Raw genomic sequence first — 15,269 nt, forward strand, 5'->3', positions numbered from 1 at the left:
ACTCGTCGTACTGTCAACCGAGGGAGGTTCAAACTTGCTCCGCGGTCAACTCGCCTGCCTCGTCGGTCAGTCGAGGTCGGTCAGGCGGCCGCCCGCGTCCGGCTGGGCGTGCTCGACGCGGCGCAGGAGCCTGGTCAGCAGCTCGCCCAGGTGGGCGCGCTCTTCCGTGGAGAGGTCCTGGAGGAGGTCCTCCTCGAAGACGGAGGCCATGCGCATGACCTCCAGCCACTTCTCGCGGCCGGTGTCGGTGAGGCCGATGATGACGCGGACCCGGTTGTCGGGGTCGCGTTCGCGGGTGACGAGGCCCTGGCCGAGCATGCGGTCGATGCGGTGGGTCATGGCGGCCGGGGTGAGGCCGAGGCGCTTGGCGATGGTGCCGGGCCACAGCTGGTAGGGGCTGCCGGCCATGACCAGCTCCTTGAGGACCTCCCATTCCGGGCTGCTCAGTCCGAGGGTCGCCAGCTGGCGGCCGTAGGCCACGTTCATCCGGCGGTCCAGCCGGCTCAGTGCGTTGACCACCTTCTCCACCTGGGGGTCCAGGTCGCGGTACTCCCGCTGGTAGATGGCGATCTGCTCGTCGAGGGTCGGCTGTCGGTCCGGCATGTGGTCAGTATCCCATGGCAACGCGTTCGCCCTAAACCCTTGCTCTGTGTATTCTTTAGCATCGAACTTTAGCTTCGAAGTCTACCGGTCGAAGCTTCTTCCTCTTCCCCATGACCCCTCGCCCCTTCGTGGGCGCTCGATTCAGGCAGGTGAGTGTGACCACGGCGATGGCCGCCGCGCTGCGGCGGATCCAGCTCGGTAACGCGCTGGCAGCGTTCGGCAACGGCTTCACGGTGCCGTTCCTCTTCGTGTACGTCGCGCGGGTGCGCGATCTCGGTGACGGCACCGCTGGTGCGGTGCTCGCCGTGTTCGCCGCGGCCGCGCTGATCGTGCTGCCCTTCACGGGCCGCGTGATCGACCGGAGGGGGCCGCTGGTGACGGTCGTCGCGGGCGCCGTGGCGGCGGCGTCCGGTGCGTTGTGTTTCGGGCTGGCGACCAGCGCACCCGCCGTGCTGACCGCCTCCGCGGTGATGGGTGCCGGCATCGCCGTACTGCAGCCCGCGCTCGCGACGATGATCGTGTGGTGCTCGACGCCCGGCTCGCGCTCGCGTGCCTTCGCCACCCAGTTCTTCCTCAACAACCTGGGCCTCGGCGTGGGCGGTCTGCTGGGCGGCCTGCTCGTCGACGAGCACGACCCCGCCAGCTTCACCCTGCTGTTCGGCATCGAGGCGACGATGTTCCTCGTGCTGCTCGCCGTGCTGGTGACGGTCCGGGTGAGCCGGCCCGCCGAGACGGCGATGAGCGGGGAGGGCCGGGACAGTGGTGCCGTGCGCGGTTCCGGGTGGGGCGTCCTGCTGCGGGACCGGCCGATGGTGCTGCTGTGCGTCCTCGGGTTCGTGATCTTCTTCGCGTGCTACGGACAGTTCGAGTCCGGCCTGTCGGCGTACGCCGTCGAGGTCACACGGATCTCGACCGCCACCCTGGGCACGGCTCTGGCCGCCAACACCGCGATGATCGTGCTGGCGCAGTTCGTGGTGCTGCGGCTCGTCGAGCGGCGGCGACGCAGCCGGGTGATCGCCCTCGTCGGGGTGATCTGGACGGTCGCGTGGTTGGCTGCCGGGGCGTCGGGGCTCGTGCAGGGGGCGCAGGCGGTGGCCACCGCGCTGCTCATCGCGACCTACGCGCTGTTCGGTGTCGGCGAGACCATGCTGTCGCCGACCGTCGCCCCGCTGGTCGCCGACCTGGCGCCCGCGCGTCTCGTCGGGCAGTACAACTCGGCCTTCGCCTTGGTGAAGCAGCTCGCGCTGGCCGTAGGGCCCGCCGTGGGCGGTGCCCTCGCCGCGGCCGGGGCATGGTCCGCGTACATCGTGATGATGGTGCTGTGCTGCGTCGGGGTCGCCGGGCTGGCACTGCTGCTGGGGCGGCGGCTGTCCGACCGCGCGGACCGGCCCGGGTCGGTCGTCGTCGCCCGTGGCGGCTCGTCCACCGAGGGCACGGGCGAGACCACCAGCAGCGCGGGCCAGACCGCCAGGAACGCGGGGGCAGCCCCGGAGCGCACGGACGTGCGGATGTCCGGCGGCGTGTGAGGGGTCCCCCCTCACACGGCAACCGGCGGTCACCTGCCCGGCAGGACGAACTCGCACCAGACGGACTTTCCACCGCCCGGCGTCCTGCGGCAGCCCCACGCGGAGGCGATCGTGGCGACGATCGAGATGCCACGGCCGGTCTCGTCGGCCGGCTCGGCGATCCTGCGGCGGGGCAGGTGCTCGTCGCCGTCGGTGACCTCGATGATCAGCCTGCGGTCGGTGCGGCGCAGCCGCAGCCGCATGGGCGGGGTGCCGTGCTGGAGAGAGTTGGCGACCAGCTCGCTGGCGGCCAGCACGCCCATGTCGCGGAGTTCCGCCGGGAAGCGCCAGGAGGCCAGCACTCCGGACGCGAAGGCGCGGGCGCGCGGGGCCGCTTCGGTGCCGCCCAGCAGGTCGAGTACGGCGTTGTGGAACAGCTCGGCATCCGGCCCGGTGCGCTCGGGGTGCTGGCAGACGAGAACGGCGACATCGTCGTCGTGGTCCTCGGTGATGCCCAGGGCGCGCAGCAGGCGGTCGCACATGATGTCGGGCGAGCCGGTGGCACCGGCGAGGGCCTGTTCGAGCGCGGTCACGCCGTCGTCGATGTCGGCGTCCCTGCGTTCGATCAGTCCGTCGGTGTAGAGGACGGCCGTCGCGCCCGGGGGCAGCGGGAGGCTGCCGGAGGTGTGCAGCCAGCCGCCGGTGCCCAGCGGCGGTCCGGTGTGGTCGGTGCCGCACAGGACGGTGCCGTCGGGTTCGCGTACGAGAATGGGCACGTGTCCCGCGGAGGCGTAGCTGAGGCGGCCCTCGTTGGGGTCGTGCACCGCGTAGACGCAGGTGGCGATCTGGTTCGCGTCGATCTCCGCGGCGAGCCCGTCGAGGAGCTGCAGGACTTCGTGCGGCGGCAGGTCGAGCCGTGCGTAGGCGCGTACGGCCGTGCGGAGCTGGCCCATGACGGCGGCGGCGCGCACACCGCGGCCCATCACGTCGCCGATCACCAGCGCGGTGCGGCCGGCGCCCAGGGTGATGACGTCGTACCAGTCGCCGCCGACAGCGGCGTCGGTGCCGCCCGGCTGGTAGATGGCCGCGACCCGCAGGTCGTCGGGCTGCTCCAACTCCTGGGGCAGCAGGCTGCGCTGGAGGGTGACGGCGGCCTCGCGCTGGCGGCGTTCGCTGGCGCGGAGTCTCTCGACGGCCTCCACCTGGTCGGTGACGTCGGCGGCGAAGATCAGTACACCGTTGTCATCCGATGTGGTGATGGGGGTGCACGTGAAGGTGTAGTAACGCGCGGTACGTCGCCTGGGGCCGCCGGCCCGGCTCACGGCGGCCTCCGCTGTGTCCTGGCGCTGCGGTACCCGGCGCGACTTGACCGTACGGGGCCTGCCGCTGCGCCGTACCTGGTCCATCAGCGGAAGCAGGCCCAGCTCGACCAGTTCGGGCAGTGCCTCGCGGGCCGCGGCACCGAGGGGCCGGGGGCCGAAGACACGGGTGTAGGCGTCGTTGACGAACGCGATGCGGTGTTCCGGGCCCTGGACGACCGCGGCGAGCGCCGGCACCTGGCCGAGCAGGTCGCGTACGGGGAGCGTGTCGATGCCGCCCTGGCGGCGCGGACGGGCACCACCCGTACCGCCGCCGGCTCCGGTGCCGGTTCCGCTGTCGGCTCCGCTGCCGGTCCTGCTGTCAGCCCCGCTGCCGGTCCTGGTGCCGGTTCTGCTGCCGGAGTCCGTCTCCGGGCGGGGGCGCCCGCGTGCACCCGGCACCGTGGGAAGCACGGCCGGCGCGGCAGCGGTGGGTGTTGTGGTACCGGTGGCCCCTGTGGCGGCGGTGGCGTTCTCCGGGTGCGACGGGTCCATGACCGGTTCGAGTGACGCCTCAACCGGCCCTTCGTCCGTCTCCCGGCGTCCCGGCCACCGCCGGGCCCGCCGCTGCCCCTGTGCCACCGGTCGTTCCTGGGACTCCGGTCGCCCTTGCGGCGCATGCGGTCCCTGGGATCCGGCGGCTCCTCCAGGGATGCTTCCTTGGGCGTCGTGACTGCCGTCCTGCGCGTGCGGTACGTCCTGACCGGTCGTGCTGTTCACACCGGTGGTGCTGTTCCCACCGGTGGTGCTGCGCCGGCCCGTACCGCTGTCCTGGCATGTGGTGCTGTCCCGAGCGGTTCCGCGCTCCTGCGGGTGCGGCGGGTTCCGGTCGAGGTCGGTCCGGGTGGTGTCCGGGCCGCCCTCCTCGGCGCCCTCACCGTCCGCGCCCGGGGTACCGCCACCGCTGCTGGTGCCGTCACCGCTGCTGGTGCCGACGTCCGGGCGGCGGTCACCGGTTCCGGACGACTTCGCTCGCGCCCTTATGGCGGCCTGTGCGGCGGTTCGCCGTGTGCCGGACAGTCGGGCGCTCCAGCGCGTGAAGTTCACGTCGTCCGATTCCTTGTGTGGTTCGCTGTGTTGTTCGCTCGGGCTCTCAGGGACCGCTCAGGGATCACTCTTCGCAGACGCGGGCCCACCCATGGTCACACGCCCAGTGTGACCCACCGTGCCGACATTCGCTGCCGCGAGGGTCGGCGGCCGCCGCCGGCCACCAGCGCCCCGTGATACGTCAGTTCGCGTCGGGACGCCGTACGGGGCCCGCCGCCAGTTCGAACTCGGCGCGGGGATGTTCCAGCGAACCGAGCGAGACGATCTCTCTCTTGAAGAGCCCGGAGAGCACCCATTCGGCCAGGACGCGGGCCTTGCGGTTGAACGTCGGCACGCGGCTGAGGTGGTAGGCGCGGTGCATGAACCAGGCAGGGTAGCCCTTGAGCTTCCGCCCGTACACGTGCGCGACCCCTTTGTGCAGTCCGAGAGAGGCCACGGAACCCGCGTAGGAGTGGCGGTAGGGCGTCGGTTCCCGGCCGTCGAGGACCGCCACGATGTTGTCGGCGAGGCGGCGCGCCTGACGTACGGCGTGCTGGGCGTTGGGGGCACACAACGGCGGCTCCCCGACGCTCCCGATCACGGGCTGTACGCCCTCACGCCGCCCCCCTTTACGTCGCGCGTCCATACGCCGCACGCCCATACGCCGCGCTGCGGCCGTCTGTGCTGCTGCGTCCGTCTGTGCTGCTGCGTGCGACTGCGTGGTGTCCGACCTCCCGGTGTGCGTCTGCGTCGCCGTTTCGGCCTTCTTCGCGTCCTGCTGGGCGGTGGCGAGTTTCGCGTCCTGCTGGGCGGTGGCGAGTGCAGCCAGATCGGGTACGGCTGCCGCGTCGCCGGCCGACCAGGCGTGCTCCGTGCCCTGGACGCGGAGGGTTGCGTCGCACCTGAGCCGCCCGCGGTCGTTGAGAGGCAGTCCGGTGCGGGCCAGCAGGGGGTGCGGTTTGACGCCTGCCGTCCACACGAGAGTGCGGGTGGGGTGACGGGAGCCGTCGCTGAGGACGGCGACACGGTTCTCGCACGAGTCGAGGCGGGTCTCCAGACGCACGTCGATGTTGCGGGCCCGCAGCTCGCGCAGTGCGTAACGGCCCATCTCCTCGCCGACCTCGGGCAGGATGCGGTCGCTGGCCTCCACCAGGAGGAAGCGCAGGTCCTCGGGCGAGATGTTGTGGTAATAGCGGCAGGCGTAGCGGGCCATGTCCTCCAGTTCGGCCAGCGCCTCGACCCCCGCGTACCCACCGCCCACGAACACGAAGGTGAGGGCGGCGTCGCGGACGGCCGGGTCGCGGGTGGAGGAGGCGATGTCGAGCTGTTCGAGCACGTGGTTGCGGAGCCCGATGGCCTCCTCGACGGTCTTGAAACCGATGCCGTGCTCGGCGAGCCCGGGTACGGGGAGGGTGCGCGAGACGGAACCGGGGGCCAGCACCAGTTCGGTGTAGGGCAGTTCCAGCGTGCGCGGCTCCGGGCGCCGGCCGGGAGGAGCCTGGGCGGCTCGCGCGGCGTCGGCCTCGGCCGTGGCCAGCGTGGTGATGTGGGCGACCCGGCGCTCGTGGTCGATGCTGCGGGCCTCGCCCACGATGACCTGGCAGTGCGGCAGGACGCGACGGAGCGGGACGACGACGTGACGGGGGGAGATCGAACCGGCGGCGGCCTCCGGCAGGAACGGCTGATACGTCATGTACGGGTCGGGGTCGAGGATCGTGACGGTGATTTCCCCCGGCACGGCGCCGGTGCCCGCGCCGCCGTCCGGTGCCGGGGGGGAGTCCGGCTTCCCGGAGGAGCCCAGTGCCCCAGGGGAGTCCAGTGCCCCAGGGGAGGACGGTTCCCGGGCGGCACGTGGGGCCGCAGTGGCTCCTGGTTCCGAGGAGGAGCCGGCTCGCTGAGAGGGTCCGGGGACCTGTGAGCCTCCGGATGGCTGGGAGGCCCCGGATACCTGGGGGGCTCCAGCTCCCTGGAGGGCTTCGGGTGCCTGGAGGCCCTGGAAGGCTCCGGGTTCCTGGACGGAAGGGCCCTCGTCGGGGAAGGGGCGGGGGGCTCGGCTGAGCCGGTGCTTGAGTCTGCGCTGGAGCCGCAGCGCGGTGTACATGCCGACGTAGCCGCCGCCGACCACGAGGATGCGTGTGGGTTCCGCAGGGTCCTTCGTGTCCTTCGTCACTCGTCCATGACGCACCCTCAGCCCCTCGTTTGTCCACAGCCCACGCGATTCGTATGACCGGCATGCGCCGGGCGCCACCCGTGCTGCCGGAACCCGGTCGGGTCGGGACCCCGCAGGTCAGCCAGGACGTGACGGGGGCGTGCGGGGAGACGAGGGCGGGGGAGGGGAGGACGGGATCCGATCGGTGTGAGGGCCGTGCGCGGATGCCCTCTTCTCTCACGACCTGGGCTCAACTATGTTCGTATCCCAGCGGGGTGCGACATGTGGACCATTGCGTCGCATCCCAGACCCCGCAGACGCGGGGGTCTCCGGGGGGAGACAGGGATTTACCGGGGGAACAATGATGCGCATTCAGGGTACGCACGGCTCTCATGCCGCCACGGCGGCCACGGCGGTCTCCGCCGTTCCGGGGAGCCAGGTCACCACCGACGCCGCCACGGCCGCGAACACCACCACAACCGCCGCGGGCGGTGCGCCGCGCACGACGCCGCTGCGGGTGGACGCACAGCGCAACCTCGAGCACGTGCTGCGGGCCGCCCGTGAGGTCTTCGGCGAACTGGGCTACGGAGCCCCGATGGAAGACGTCGCCCGCCGTGCCAGGGTCGGCGTCGGTACGGTCTACCGTCGCTTCCCCAGCAAGGACGTGCTGGTCAGGCGGATAGCCGAGGAGGAGACGGCACGGCTGACGGAACAGGCGCGGGCCGCGCTCGGCCAGGAGGAGGAACCCTGGTCGGCGCTCTCCCGCTTCCTGCGCACCTCCGTCGCCTCGGGCGCCGGACGGCTGCTGCCGCCTCGCATACTGCGCGCCGAGGGCTGGGCGGATTCCTCGCCGCGGGTGCCCCCGCAGCGCGCTCCCGCGCAGACGGAGCACGGCGAAACCGGTCCCTCCGGAGCCGCCGGGCTCCCCGACGGGAGCACGCCGCCCGAGCTGCGGCTGGTGGAGAACTCCGCACCGTCCGAGACCGCCGCTCCCTCCGGGTACGAGGGGCTGGAGGACGACCCGGGGGCCGTGGAACTGCTCCGGGTCGTCGGCCAACTGGTCGAGCGGGCACGGGCCGCGGGTGAGCTGCGGCCGGATGTGACGGTGGGCGACGTGCTCCTCGTGATAGCGACGGCCGCCCCCTCGCTCCCGGACGCGGCACAACAGGCCGCCGCCTCCACCCGGCTGCTCGACATCCTGCTGGAGGGGCTCCGCTCTCGCGGCACGCACTGAGGGGCTCACGCGCTGAGGAGGTCTTGCACCGAGGAGGTCTTGCACCGAGGGAGCGCAGGCACTGAAGAAGTGCGGGCCGCTGAGGGAGTGCAGGCCGCTGAGGGAGCGTGCGCTGAGCGAGCGTGCGGGGCGCTGGAGTTCGTGCCGCGCTGGAGCAAGCGGCGTGCTGGGAGCGTTGCGGGCCGGTCGCTGGTGGTTGTCGTGCTGACGTCTGCTGGAGGCCGGGGTCTGACGTCGTGGGTGCTCCCGTTCGTTCGTCGTGTCGTGGGTTCCCCTGGGCCGTCGTTGGTGGCCCAGGGCGAGCCTGGGGGCGGAGTGGGTGTTGCGCTCTGCCCCGCACGTGCGGGTGGGGTTCACCCGTGGGGGTGATTGGTCTGCTTGTCGGGTCCCCCCTCGGTGGCGCCGTGCCACGCTGACGCGATGTTCCGTAGGCAGTGTGTGCACGGAAGTCGTAGCTATGGGTGGTGACGGACAGCGGGGCGAGCAGGGCCCCGAGGAGGAGCCGCGCCAGGAGCACGGGGAACACCTTCCCGCCTCCGCCGGGCAGGTTCCCCCGCAGGGCCCCTTGGACCCGCAGGACCCTTCGAACGCGCAGGACCCCTCGGAAAAGATCCCCGAACAGCGTCGGCGCAGGGACGTCCAGAGGAAACACGGTCGGGACGGACGGCACGGCACGCCTCCCGAAGAGACCGCGGCCGAGCAGGGCTCGGCCGGACCGCTCCGGGGTGAGGCTGACCGGGGTGAGGCGGGACAGGGTGGCGTCGGCCGGGGTGAGGAGGTCGGCCACGGTGGGCCGGGCCCGTGCGAGTCGAGCCCGCGCCGTCACGGGCCAGGTGGGCAGGGCCCGGACGGTTCCGAGAGCCAGACCGCTGCGGCAAGCGGGTCGGCGGAAGGCGGGCCCGCCACCGGCGGGCCGGGAGAGGGTGAGCCTCCGGCCGACGGGACGGCAGAGGGTCGTCCGAGCAGTGCACGAATGCGGGGTGACGGGCACGGGAGCCCGGAACCAGGGCAGACGCAGGTGGGCAAGTGCGTCGGTCCGCACGCGGGCCCGCACGCAGGTCCGCATGCAGGTCCGCATGCAGGTACGCACGCTCGGCGTGACGACGCCGGGGAGCGGAAGGAGGACGCCGGTCCGCACAGCGCCCGTGCCACGCTCCGGCCGTCGGGTGGCCGGCACCGCGCCGAGGGCGAGCGCCGCGCCGAGGACGAGCACGGGGATGGTGGCGGGGACGGGGATGGTGGCGGGGACGGGGATGGTGGCGGGGACAGGAACGGGAATCAGTGGGGGCCGGGTCGGCGGGCCGGGCGGCGGCACCGTGCCGAGGGCGAGCACGGGCCGGGTGGCCGGCGCCCGGGGGGCCGGCGGCGGTCCGGGGCCGGTGAGCCGGGAGCGTCGGGGGCCGCCGACACGGAGTTGGTCGCACGGATGCGGGAGGGGGACGACGGGGCGTACGAGGAGCTGTACCGGCGGCACGCCGAGCCGGTGCGCCGTTACGCGCGTACGTGCTGCCGGGACGCGGACACGGCGGAGGACCTGACGGGAGAGGTCTTCGCGCGCACCCTCCAGGCGGTGCGGGGCGGCAAGGGGCCGCAGGTGGCGGTGCGCGCCTATCTGCTGGCCTCGGTACGGCACGTGGCGGCGGCCTGGGCGCGGACGCGGCGACGGGAACGGCTGGTGGACGACTTCGCCGTCTTCGTCCAGTCGGCGGCGGCCGCCTCGGCGGCGCGTGACGTGGACACCCTGGATCTGGGCGCCGAGGTTCGGGCGATGCTGAAGGCCGAACGCACACTGGTGGTACGCGCGTTCAAGAGCCTGTCCGAGTACGACCGGATGCTGCTGTGGCACACGGCGGTCGAGGGCAGCAAGCCGCAGGAGGTGGCGTTGCTCCTGGGCACCTCGCGTGGCGCGGCGGCCACGGCGGCGCACCGGGCACGGGAGCACCTCAAGCAGGCGTACCTCCAGGCGCACGTCAGCACGGCGCTGACGGCGGAGGGGGAGTGTGCGCGGTTCGCGGACCGGCTGGGCGCCTACGCGCGGGGCGGGTTGCGGATGCGCGCCGAGCGCGGGGTGGCGCGGCACCTGGAGGAGTGTTCCGCGTGCAGCGAGGCCGTCTCGGAGGTCAAGGACCTGAACGAGCACATCAGGCTGCTGGTGCCGGTGGCGATCATCGGGTGGTTCGGTACGGCGGGTGGCGCGAAGGCGTTCGCCGCGCTCATCGGTGGCGGCGGTGCGGCCGCGGCGGCCGGTGGGGCGGGTGCCGCCACCGGTGGAGCGGGCGCGGGGGCCGCCTCCGAGGGGCTCGGCACACCCGCGAAGGTCGGTATCGGGCTCGGTGTGGCGGCGGCGGCCGGTGCTGTGCTCGCGTACGCGCTGACGGGGGGCGACGACGCGCCCCCCGAGAAGCCGCAGGCGCGGCCGTCGGCTCCCCCCGCCCCTCCCGGCAAGCCGCGCGATCCGAAGCCGGCGCCACGGCCCGGGCCCGTCCGTGAGAGGCCGCCCGCGCCGACGAAGGCCCGGCCGGAGGCACCGCCCCGGCGCGAGTCGGCGTCACCGCCCCGGCGCGAGTCGGCGTCACCGCCCGAGGCCGAACCGCCGAAGCCCGTACCGGGACCGCCCGACGAGCCCGTGCGGCGCCCCGCGCCCCCGGTGTCGGCTCCTCCGCCCGCACCGCCCCACAGGCCCCGTCCCACACCGCCGCCCCTTCCCCCGGCCGACGGGCACTTCGTGCGGGTGGCGGAGGACGAAGTGGTGCTCAGCTCCACCAACGATGGCCACACGGTGCGGCTGGTGGTGAAACGTCATCCCACCTCGGTACCGGGCCCCTCCGGACCAAGTCGCTCCGGATCGGGCCCCTCGGGAGCGGGCTCCTCCGGATCGGGCGGGCCGGGTTCGGACGCGTCCGGGGCGGGGCTTTCGGCGACGAGTTGGGCGCACAGTTTGTCGAGGCGTGCGATCGCCTCGTCGACGGTGAGCGGCGCGGCACCCGGATCGCGGGGCACCGGTCCGGCGGCGGAAGCGGACGCGCCGACGGGAGCGGGGGCCTCGGCACGGGCGGGAGCGGGAGCAGGCGCGTCGGCGGAACCGTGATCGGGAGCGGGACCGGGAACGGAACCGTGATCGGGAGCGGGAACGGGACCGGAACCGTGATCGGGAGCGGGAACGGGACCGGGAACGGCATCAGTTGGGGGAGCGGAGTCGGCAGCCTCGGTGGCCGTCAACTGGTCCGGGGCCGAGCCCTGGGCCGAGTCCGCGGCCGGGTCCGGGTCCGGGGCGCCGGACGCGTAGGCGCGGATGGTGCCGTCGAGCCGTAGTTCGGGGACGCTCGCGGGCAGGTCGCCGCGCAGTACGTGGGCCGCGTCGGCGAACCGGACGGCGAGCGCGTGGTGGCCGGCCAGGTGCAGGACGTAGCCGGCGGTGAGCAGGGCCTGGCTGGTGAGGTGCTCCGGGATGGCTGATTCCAGCGCGGTCAGCAGGGCGGCGTGAATCTTGCGCAGGGCTTCGGGGAGGTGTGCCGCGCCCTCGCCGGCCGTGATGCGGGCGTCCAGGACGCGCAGCATGACCTCGAACATGGCGGGCGGGGTGCCGACGGAGGAGGACTTCCTGGCCTCCTGGTAGAGCTGCCGGGCCCGCGCGGGCTCGTCCGCTTCGGCGGCGGCCACCGCGCGGACGTACAGGGAGAGGGCCTGGGCGTCGCGGACGCCGACGCGTTCGGCGTCCGCGATGGCGCGCGCGGCGAGCCGCTCGGCCTGTTCCGTGTCGCCACGGCGGAACCAGATGTCCGCGATGCGGGCGAGCAGCACCGGCATCTCGGTGAGGGCACCGAGCTGCTGGGCGTGGCGCAGGGCGGTCTCGCACTCGGCGCGTGCGTCGTCGTAGCGGCCTTCCTGGAGGGCGACCTCCGCGCGGAGTCCGCACATCTGGCCCAGCAGCCAGCGGTCGCCGGTGCTCTCGGCCAGGGCACTGATCTCGGGGAGGTCCTCCTTGGTGTGGTGCAGACCGCCGGGCGCGTCCATGCGGACATGCGTTCTGAACAGCAGGGCGAGAGCCAGTTCCCAGGGTTCGCTGTAGCGGCGGCAGTTGGCGACGGACGTCTCCATCAGGACGGCGACGCCCTTGCTGCCCTCGACGAGGTAGGCGGCGAACGGCCAGAGCATGCCGGGGAAGCGCGCCGCGGCCGGGCCGGGTTCGCGGAAGGTCTCGATCAGTTCCCGCGCGACGGCCCGGTGGTGGGGGTCGGTGAGCAGTTGCTGGGTGTGGTGTTCGGCGAGGAGGAAGTACCACAGGAGCTGGAATTCGCGGTAGAGCAACTCCTCTTCCGCGTCGCGCTCGGCACGTGTGGCGGGGAGCAGCGAGAGAGCGGCCTGGACCCAGCGTGCTCCCTCGTCACGGTAGTTGCGCAGCCACCAGAACCACCCGGCGGCACGGACCAGCGCCACGACCGTCTCCCGGTCCCGGTCGAGGAGCGCGCGGTAGAGGGCGGCGCGGATGTTGTCCAGGTCGGCTTCGATACGGGGCAGCCAGGACAGCTGCTCGGCGGAGCGCAGGCGGGGTTCGGCCGCGGTGGCGAAGCGGAGGATCTGCGCGGTGTGCCGGGCCTCGGCCGCCTCCCGGTCGTCCTCGTGTTCGGCCGCGCGTTCGCGTGCGTAGTCGTGGATCGTCTCCAGCATGCGGTAGCGCACGCCGGTGCCGGTGAGCGCCGGGGGCTGGTCGGCGACGAGGATGGACTTGTCCACGAGGGCGGAGAGCAGGTCGAGCACGTCGTCGGGGCGGATGGGCTCTTCAGGGCGGGTGCGGCCGGTGGGGTGGGTGGGTTCGGCGGGGCGCGGGTGTTCACCGGGACAGCGGGCGGCGATGGGACCGCGGGCGGTGTTGGGGCCGCCGTTGGTATCGGGGCCGACTACGGCATCGGGGCCGCCTGCGGTATCGGGGTCGGTGTCGGGCGGCTCGTCCGCGCATACGTGTTCGGCGGCGGACAGAGTGCAGCCGCCCGCGAATACGGACAGGCGGCGTACGACGGTCCGTTCGCGTTCGTCCAGCAGATCCCAGGACCAGTCGACGACGGCCCGCAAGGTCTGCTGGCGGGGCAGTACGGTGCGGCTGCCGCTGGTCAGCAGCCGGAAGCGGTCGTCCAGCCGGTCCGCGATCTGGCGCGGGGTGAGCGACCGCAGCCGGGCGGCCGCCAGTTCGATCGCGAGGGGGAGTCCGTCGAGGCGGCGGCAGATCTCGGCCACGGCCTCCGGGTCCTCGCTGGTATGGAACCCGGGGCGCGCGGCGGCGGCACGGTCGGCGAAGAGGCGGAGCGCGGGCGCGGGCGGCAACGGCTCGACCGAGCGCACGGTCTCACCCGGCACACCGAGGGGCTCCCGGCTGGTGGCCAGCACCGTGAGACCGGGGCAGTGCGCCAGCAGGGTCTCAGCGAGGGTGGCCGCCGCGTGGATGAGGTGCTCGCAGTTGTCCAGGATCAGCAGCGGACTGCGGTGCTCCAAGTGCTCGATGAGCAGCGCGGTGGCATCCTGCTCGCTGTTCAACGAGCGGGCCGCCTCGGTGGCGGCCGTCGTCAGGGCGGTGACCCGGCGGCCCAGCGCGCTGAGGACCACGCCCGGTACGGCCGCCGGGTGGTCGAGGGAGGCCAGTTCCACCAGCCAGGTGCCGTCGGGGTACGCCGCAGGGTCGGCCGTCGCCACAGTGGCGGCCACCTGTTCAGCGAGCCGCGTTTTCCCGGAGCCACCGGGTCCGGTCAGCGTGACGAGACGGGCGGTGGCGAGGTCGTCGGTGATGGTGGCGATGTCCGTCTCGCGTCCGACGAAGCTGGTCAGACGGGCGCGGAGATTGCCGGGCGGGGACGGCGGTGGCGCGGGCGCGGCCCCCGGGGACGCGAACGTGGGGCCGGGGTAACCCGCGCCGATGTCCTCGGGCTGGGCGTTGTTGCCCGTGGTCGGAAGGCCGGAGCCGAGGGGTCCGGTACCGACGGGACCGGTATGGAGGGGCCGGGTACCGACGGGCCGGGTACCGACTGCCGAGCGGCCGGCGGCGGGCGAGTCAGCCGTAGCGGCGCCACCGGCGGAAGGACCGGTCGCGGAAAGGCCGGGCGTCGCAGGGTCGGCCTCAGAGGGATCAGCTGCGGAGGGATCAGCCGCGGAAGGAGCAGGGTCCGAAGCGTCGGGGAGCGAGGGATCCGGGACCGAGGGATCCGGGACCGAAGGATCGGGATCGGTGGGCGACGGATCGGACGGCGCGTCTCCGAGCGGCGGTGTGCCAGGAGCCGGGGGCCGGTTCGCCTCCGGAGGTACCACGGCGCCGGCGCGTCTCTCCCGGGTTCCCGCTCCCTGGGGCGGGCCGTTGCGCGCGGGGTGGCCCGGCGCGTCGTGGGCGACGCTCGCCGCGAGCAGTTCCGCGTGCAGGGCCCGTAGTTCGGCGCCGGGGTCGGCCCCGAGGCGGGAGGCGATGCCCTTGCGTACGGACTCGTAGACCGCCAGCGCCTCCGCCGTACGGCCGCTTTCGTGCAGGGCGCGTAGGTAGAGGGCCTGCAACGGCTCGTCGAGCGGGTTCTCGGGGGCGAGCTGGCGCAGTTCCGGCAGCGTCCGCTCGGCGCGGCCGAGGGCGAGGTCGGCCGTCAGACGGCGGTGGAGCGCCGCATGGCGCAGGGCCTCCGCGCGGGCAGCGGCCCGCGCCCGGTCGGGCAGGTCGGCGAGTGCGGGGCCGCGCCACAGCGCGAGGCCCTCGCGGAGCACGGTGGCGGCTCGTTCCGCGTCGCCCGCTTCCAGCGCGTGCTCTCCCTCGGCGGCCAGGCGTTCGAAGCGGAGCAGATCCACCTCGTCGCGCTCCGGATCGACGCGCAGCCGGTAGCCGCCGTGCAGCGACTCCACGGCGTCCTTGCCCAGGGCCCGGCGCAGTCGGCCCACCAACGCCTGCAGCGCCGCCGGGGCGTTCTCCGGCATGGCGTCCGGCTCGGTGTCCGCCCACACTTCGCTGATGAGCGTCTGCGGGGAGACGGGTGCACGGCCGGGGGCTCGCAACGCGAGCGCGGCGAGCAGCGCGCGCAGCCGCTGCCCGCCCAGCGGTACCGGCCGTCCGGCCTCGTCGCGGGCCTCGCTCGCCCCCAGGATCAGATAGCGCACCCGTCCATTCTCCCCGGAGCCCCTGACAGACCCCCGAGCTTTTTCGAACGGACCGCCCCGCACACGCCCCACGGCCGACCGGACCGACGCTCCGTACCGACCGGTCGGTTTCCAGTCTTCGGTGCCACCCGGTGCCGGCCATCAGCCCACCGACCCCGGAGTCGGCCGGTCGGTCACCAGCCAACCGACCGGCAACCGGCCAACCAGCTACCAACCGACCCTCACCGGCTGAACCGTCACCACCCGGGCCGTCACCACTCGGGCCGTCACCACTC

At 73.4% G+C, this 15,269-nt stretch carries 6 protein-coding genes and 1 pseudogene; 3 read left to right on the forward strand and 4 right to left on the reverse strand.

The window, feature by feature from the left end; translation table 11 throughout:
• Positions 1-66: 66 nt before the first annotated feature.
• Positions 67-603, reverse strand: a complete 537-nt coding sequence (locus FM076_RS15450; protein ID WP_173871222.1) for a MarR family winged helix-turn-helix transcriptional regulator — start codon at positions 601-603, stop codon at positions 67-69.
• A 167-nt stretch (positions 604-770) separates the two neighbouring features.
• Between FM076_RS15450 and FM076_RS15455 the strand changes: the two genes are divergently transcribed.
• The gene (locus FM076_RS15455; RefSeq protein ID WP_173874767.1) at positions 771-2,129 is read left to right on the forward strand and encodes an MFS transporter; all 1,359 of its coding nucleotides are present in this window, start codon (positions 771-773) and stop codon (positions 2,127-2,129) included.
• Positions 2,130-2,158: 29 nt separating this feature from the next.
• Here FM076_RS15455 and FM076_RS15460 read toward each other — a convergent pair whose 3' ends face one another.
• Positions 2,159-3,961, reverse strand: a complete 1,803-nt coding sequence (locus FM076_RS15460; protein WP_243274936.1) for an ATP-binding SpoIIE family protein phosphatase — start codon at positions 3,959-3,961, stop codon at positions 2,159-2,161.
• Between the two features lie 733 nt (positions 3,962-4,694).
• Complete coding sequence (locus FM076_RS15465; RefSeq protein WP_243274937.1) at positions 4,695-6,185, reverse strand: FAD-dependent oxidoreductase; 1,491 nt, start codon at positions 6,183-6,185, stop codon at positions 4,695-4,697.
• A gap of 820 nt (positions 6,186-7,005) precedes the next feature.
• Here FM076_RS15465 and FM076_RS15470 point away from each other — a divergent pair.
• Together FM076_RS15470 and FM076_RS33825 are read left to right on the forward strand one after the other, a co-directional pair.
• The gene (locus FM076_RS15470) at positions 7,006-7,875 is read left to right on the forward strand and encodes a TetR/AcrR family transcriptional regulator (RefSeq protein ID WP_428815156.1); all 870 of its coding nucleotides are present in this window, start codon (positions 7,006-7,008) and stop codon (positions 7,873-7,875) included.
• Between the two features lie 1,426 nt (positions 7,876-9,301).
• Positions 9,302-9,817, forward strand: a pseudogene (locus FM076_RS33825) (RNA polymerase sigma factor); the annotation flags it as partial.
• A gap of 857 nt (positions 9,818-10,674) precedes the next feature.
• Here the strand turns inward: FM076_RS33825 and FM076_RS15475 are convergent.
• Positions 10,675-14,994 carry a BTAD domain-containing putative transcriptional regulator gene (locus tag FM076_RS15475; RefSeq protein WP_345945030.1) on the reverse strand — a complete coding sequence of 1,440 codons (4,320 nt, stop codon included), beginning with the start codon at positions 14,992-14,994 and terminating at the stop codon, positions 10,675-10,677.
• Positions 14,995-15,269 lie beyond the last annotated feature (275 nt).

This window comes from Streptomyces albus subsp. chlorinus, from assembly GCF_013302895.1.
GTDB classification, from domain to species: Bacteria; Actinomycetota; Actinomycetes; order Streptomycetales; family Streptomycetaceae; genus Streptomyces; species Streptomyces chlorinus.

Excerpts from the sequence above, each read along its gene's own strand:
- FM076_RS15450 (WP_173871222.1), bottom strand. The coding sequence starts at position 603 with ATGCCGGACCGACAGCCGACCCTCGACGAGCAGATCGCCATCTACCAG.
- FM076_RS15455 (WP_173874767.1), top strand. The coding sequence starts at position 771 with ATGGCCGCCGCGCTGCGGCGGATCCAGCTCGGTAACGCGCTGGCAGCG.
- FM076_RS15460 (WP_243274936.1), bottom strand. The coding sequence starts at position 3,961 with ATGGACCCGTCGCACCCGGAGAACGCCACCGCCGCCACAGGGGCCACC.
- FM076_RS15465 (WP_243274937.1), bottom strand. The coding sequence starts at position 6,185 with ATGACGTATCAGCCGTTCCTGCCGGAGGCCGCCGCCGGTTCGATCTCC.
- FM076_RS15470 (WP_428815156.1), top strand. The coding sequence starts at position 7,006 with ATGCGCATTCAGGGTACGCACGGCTCTCATGCCGCCACGGCGGCCACG.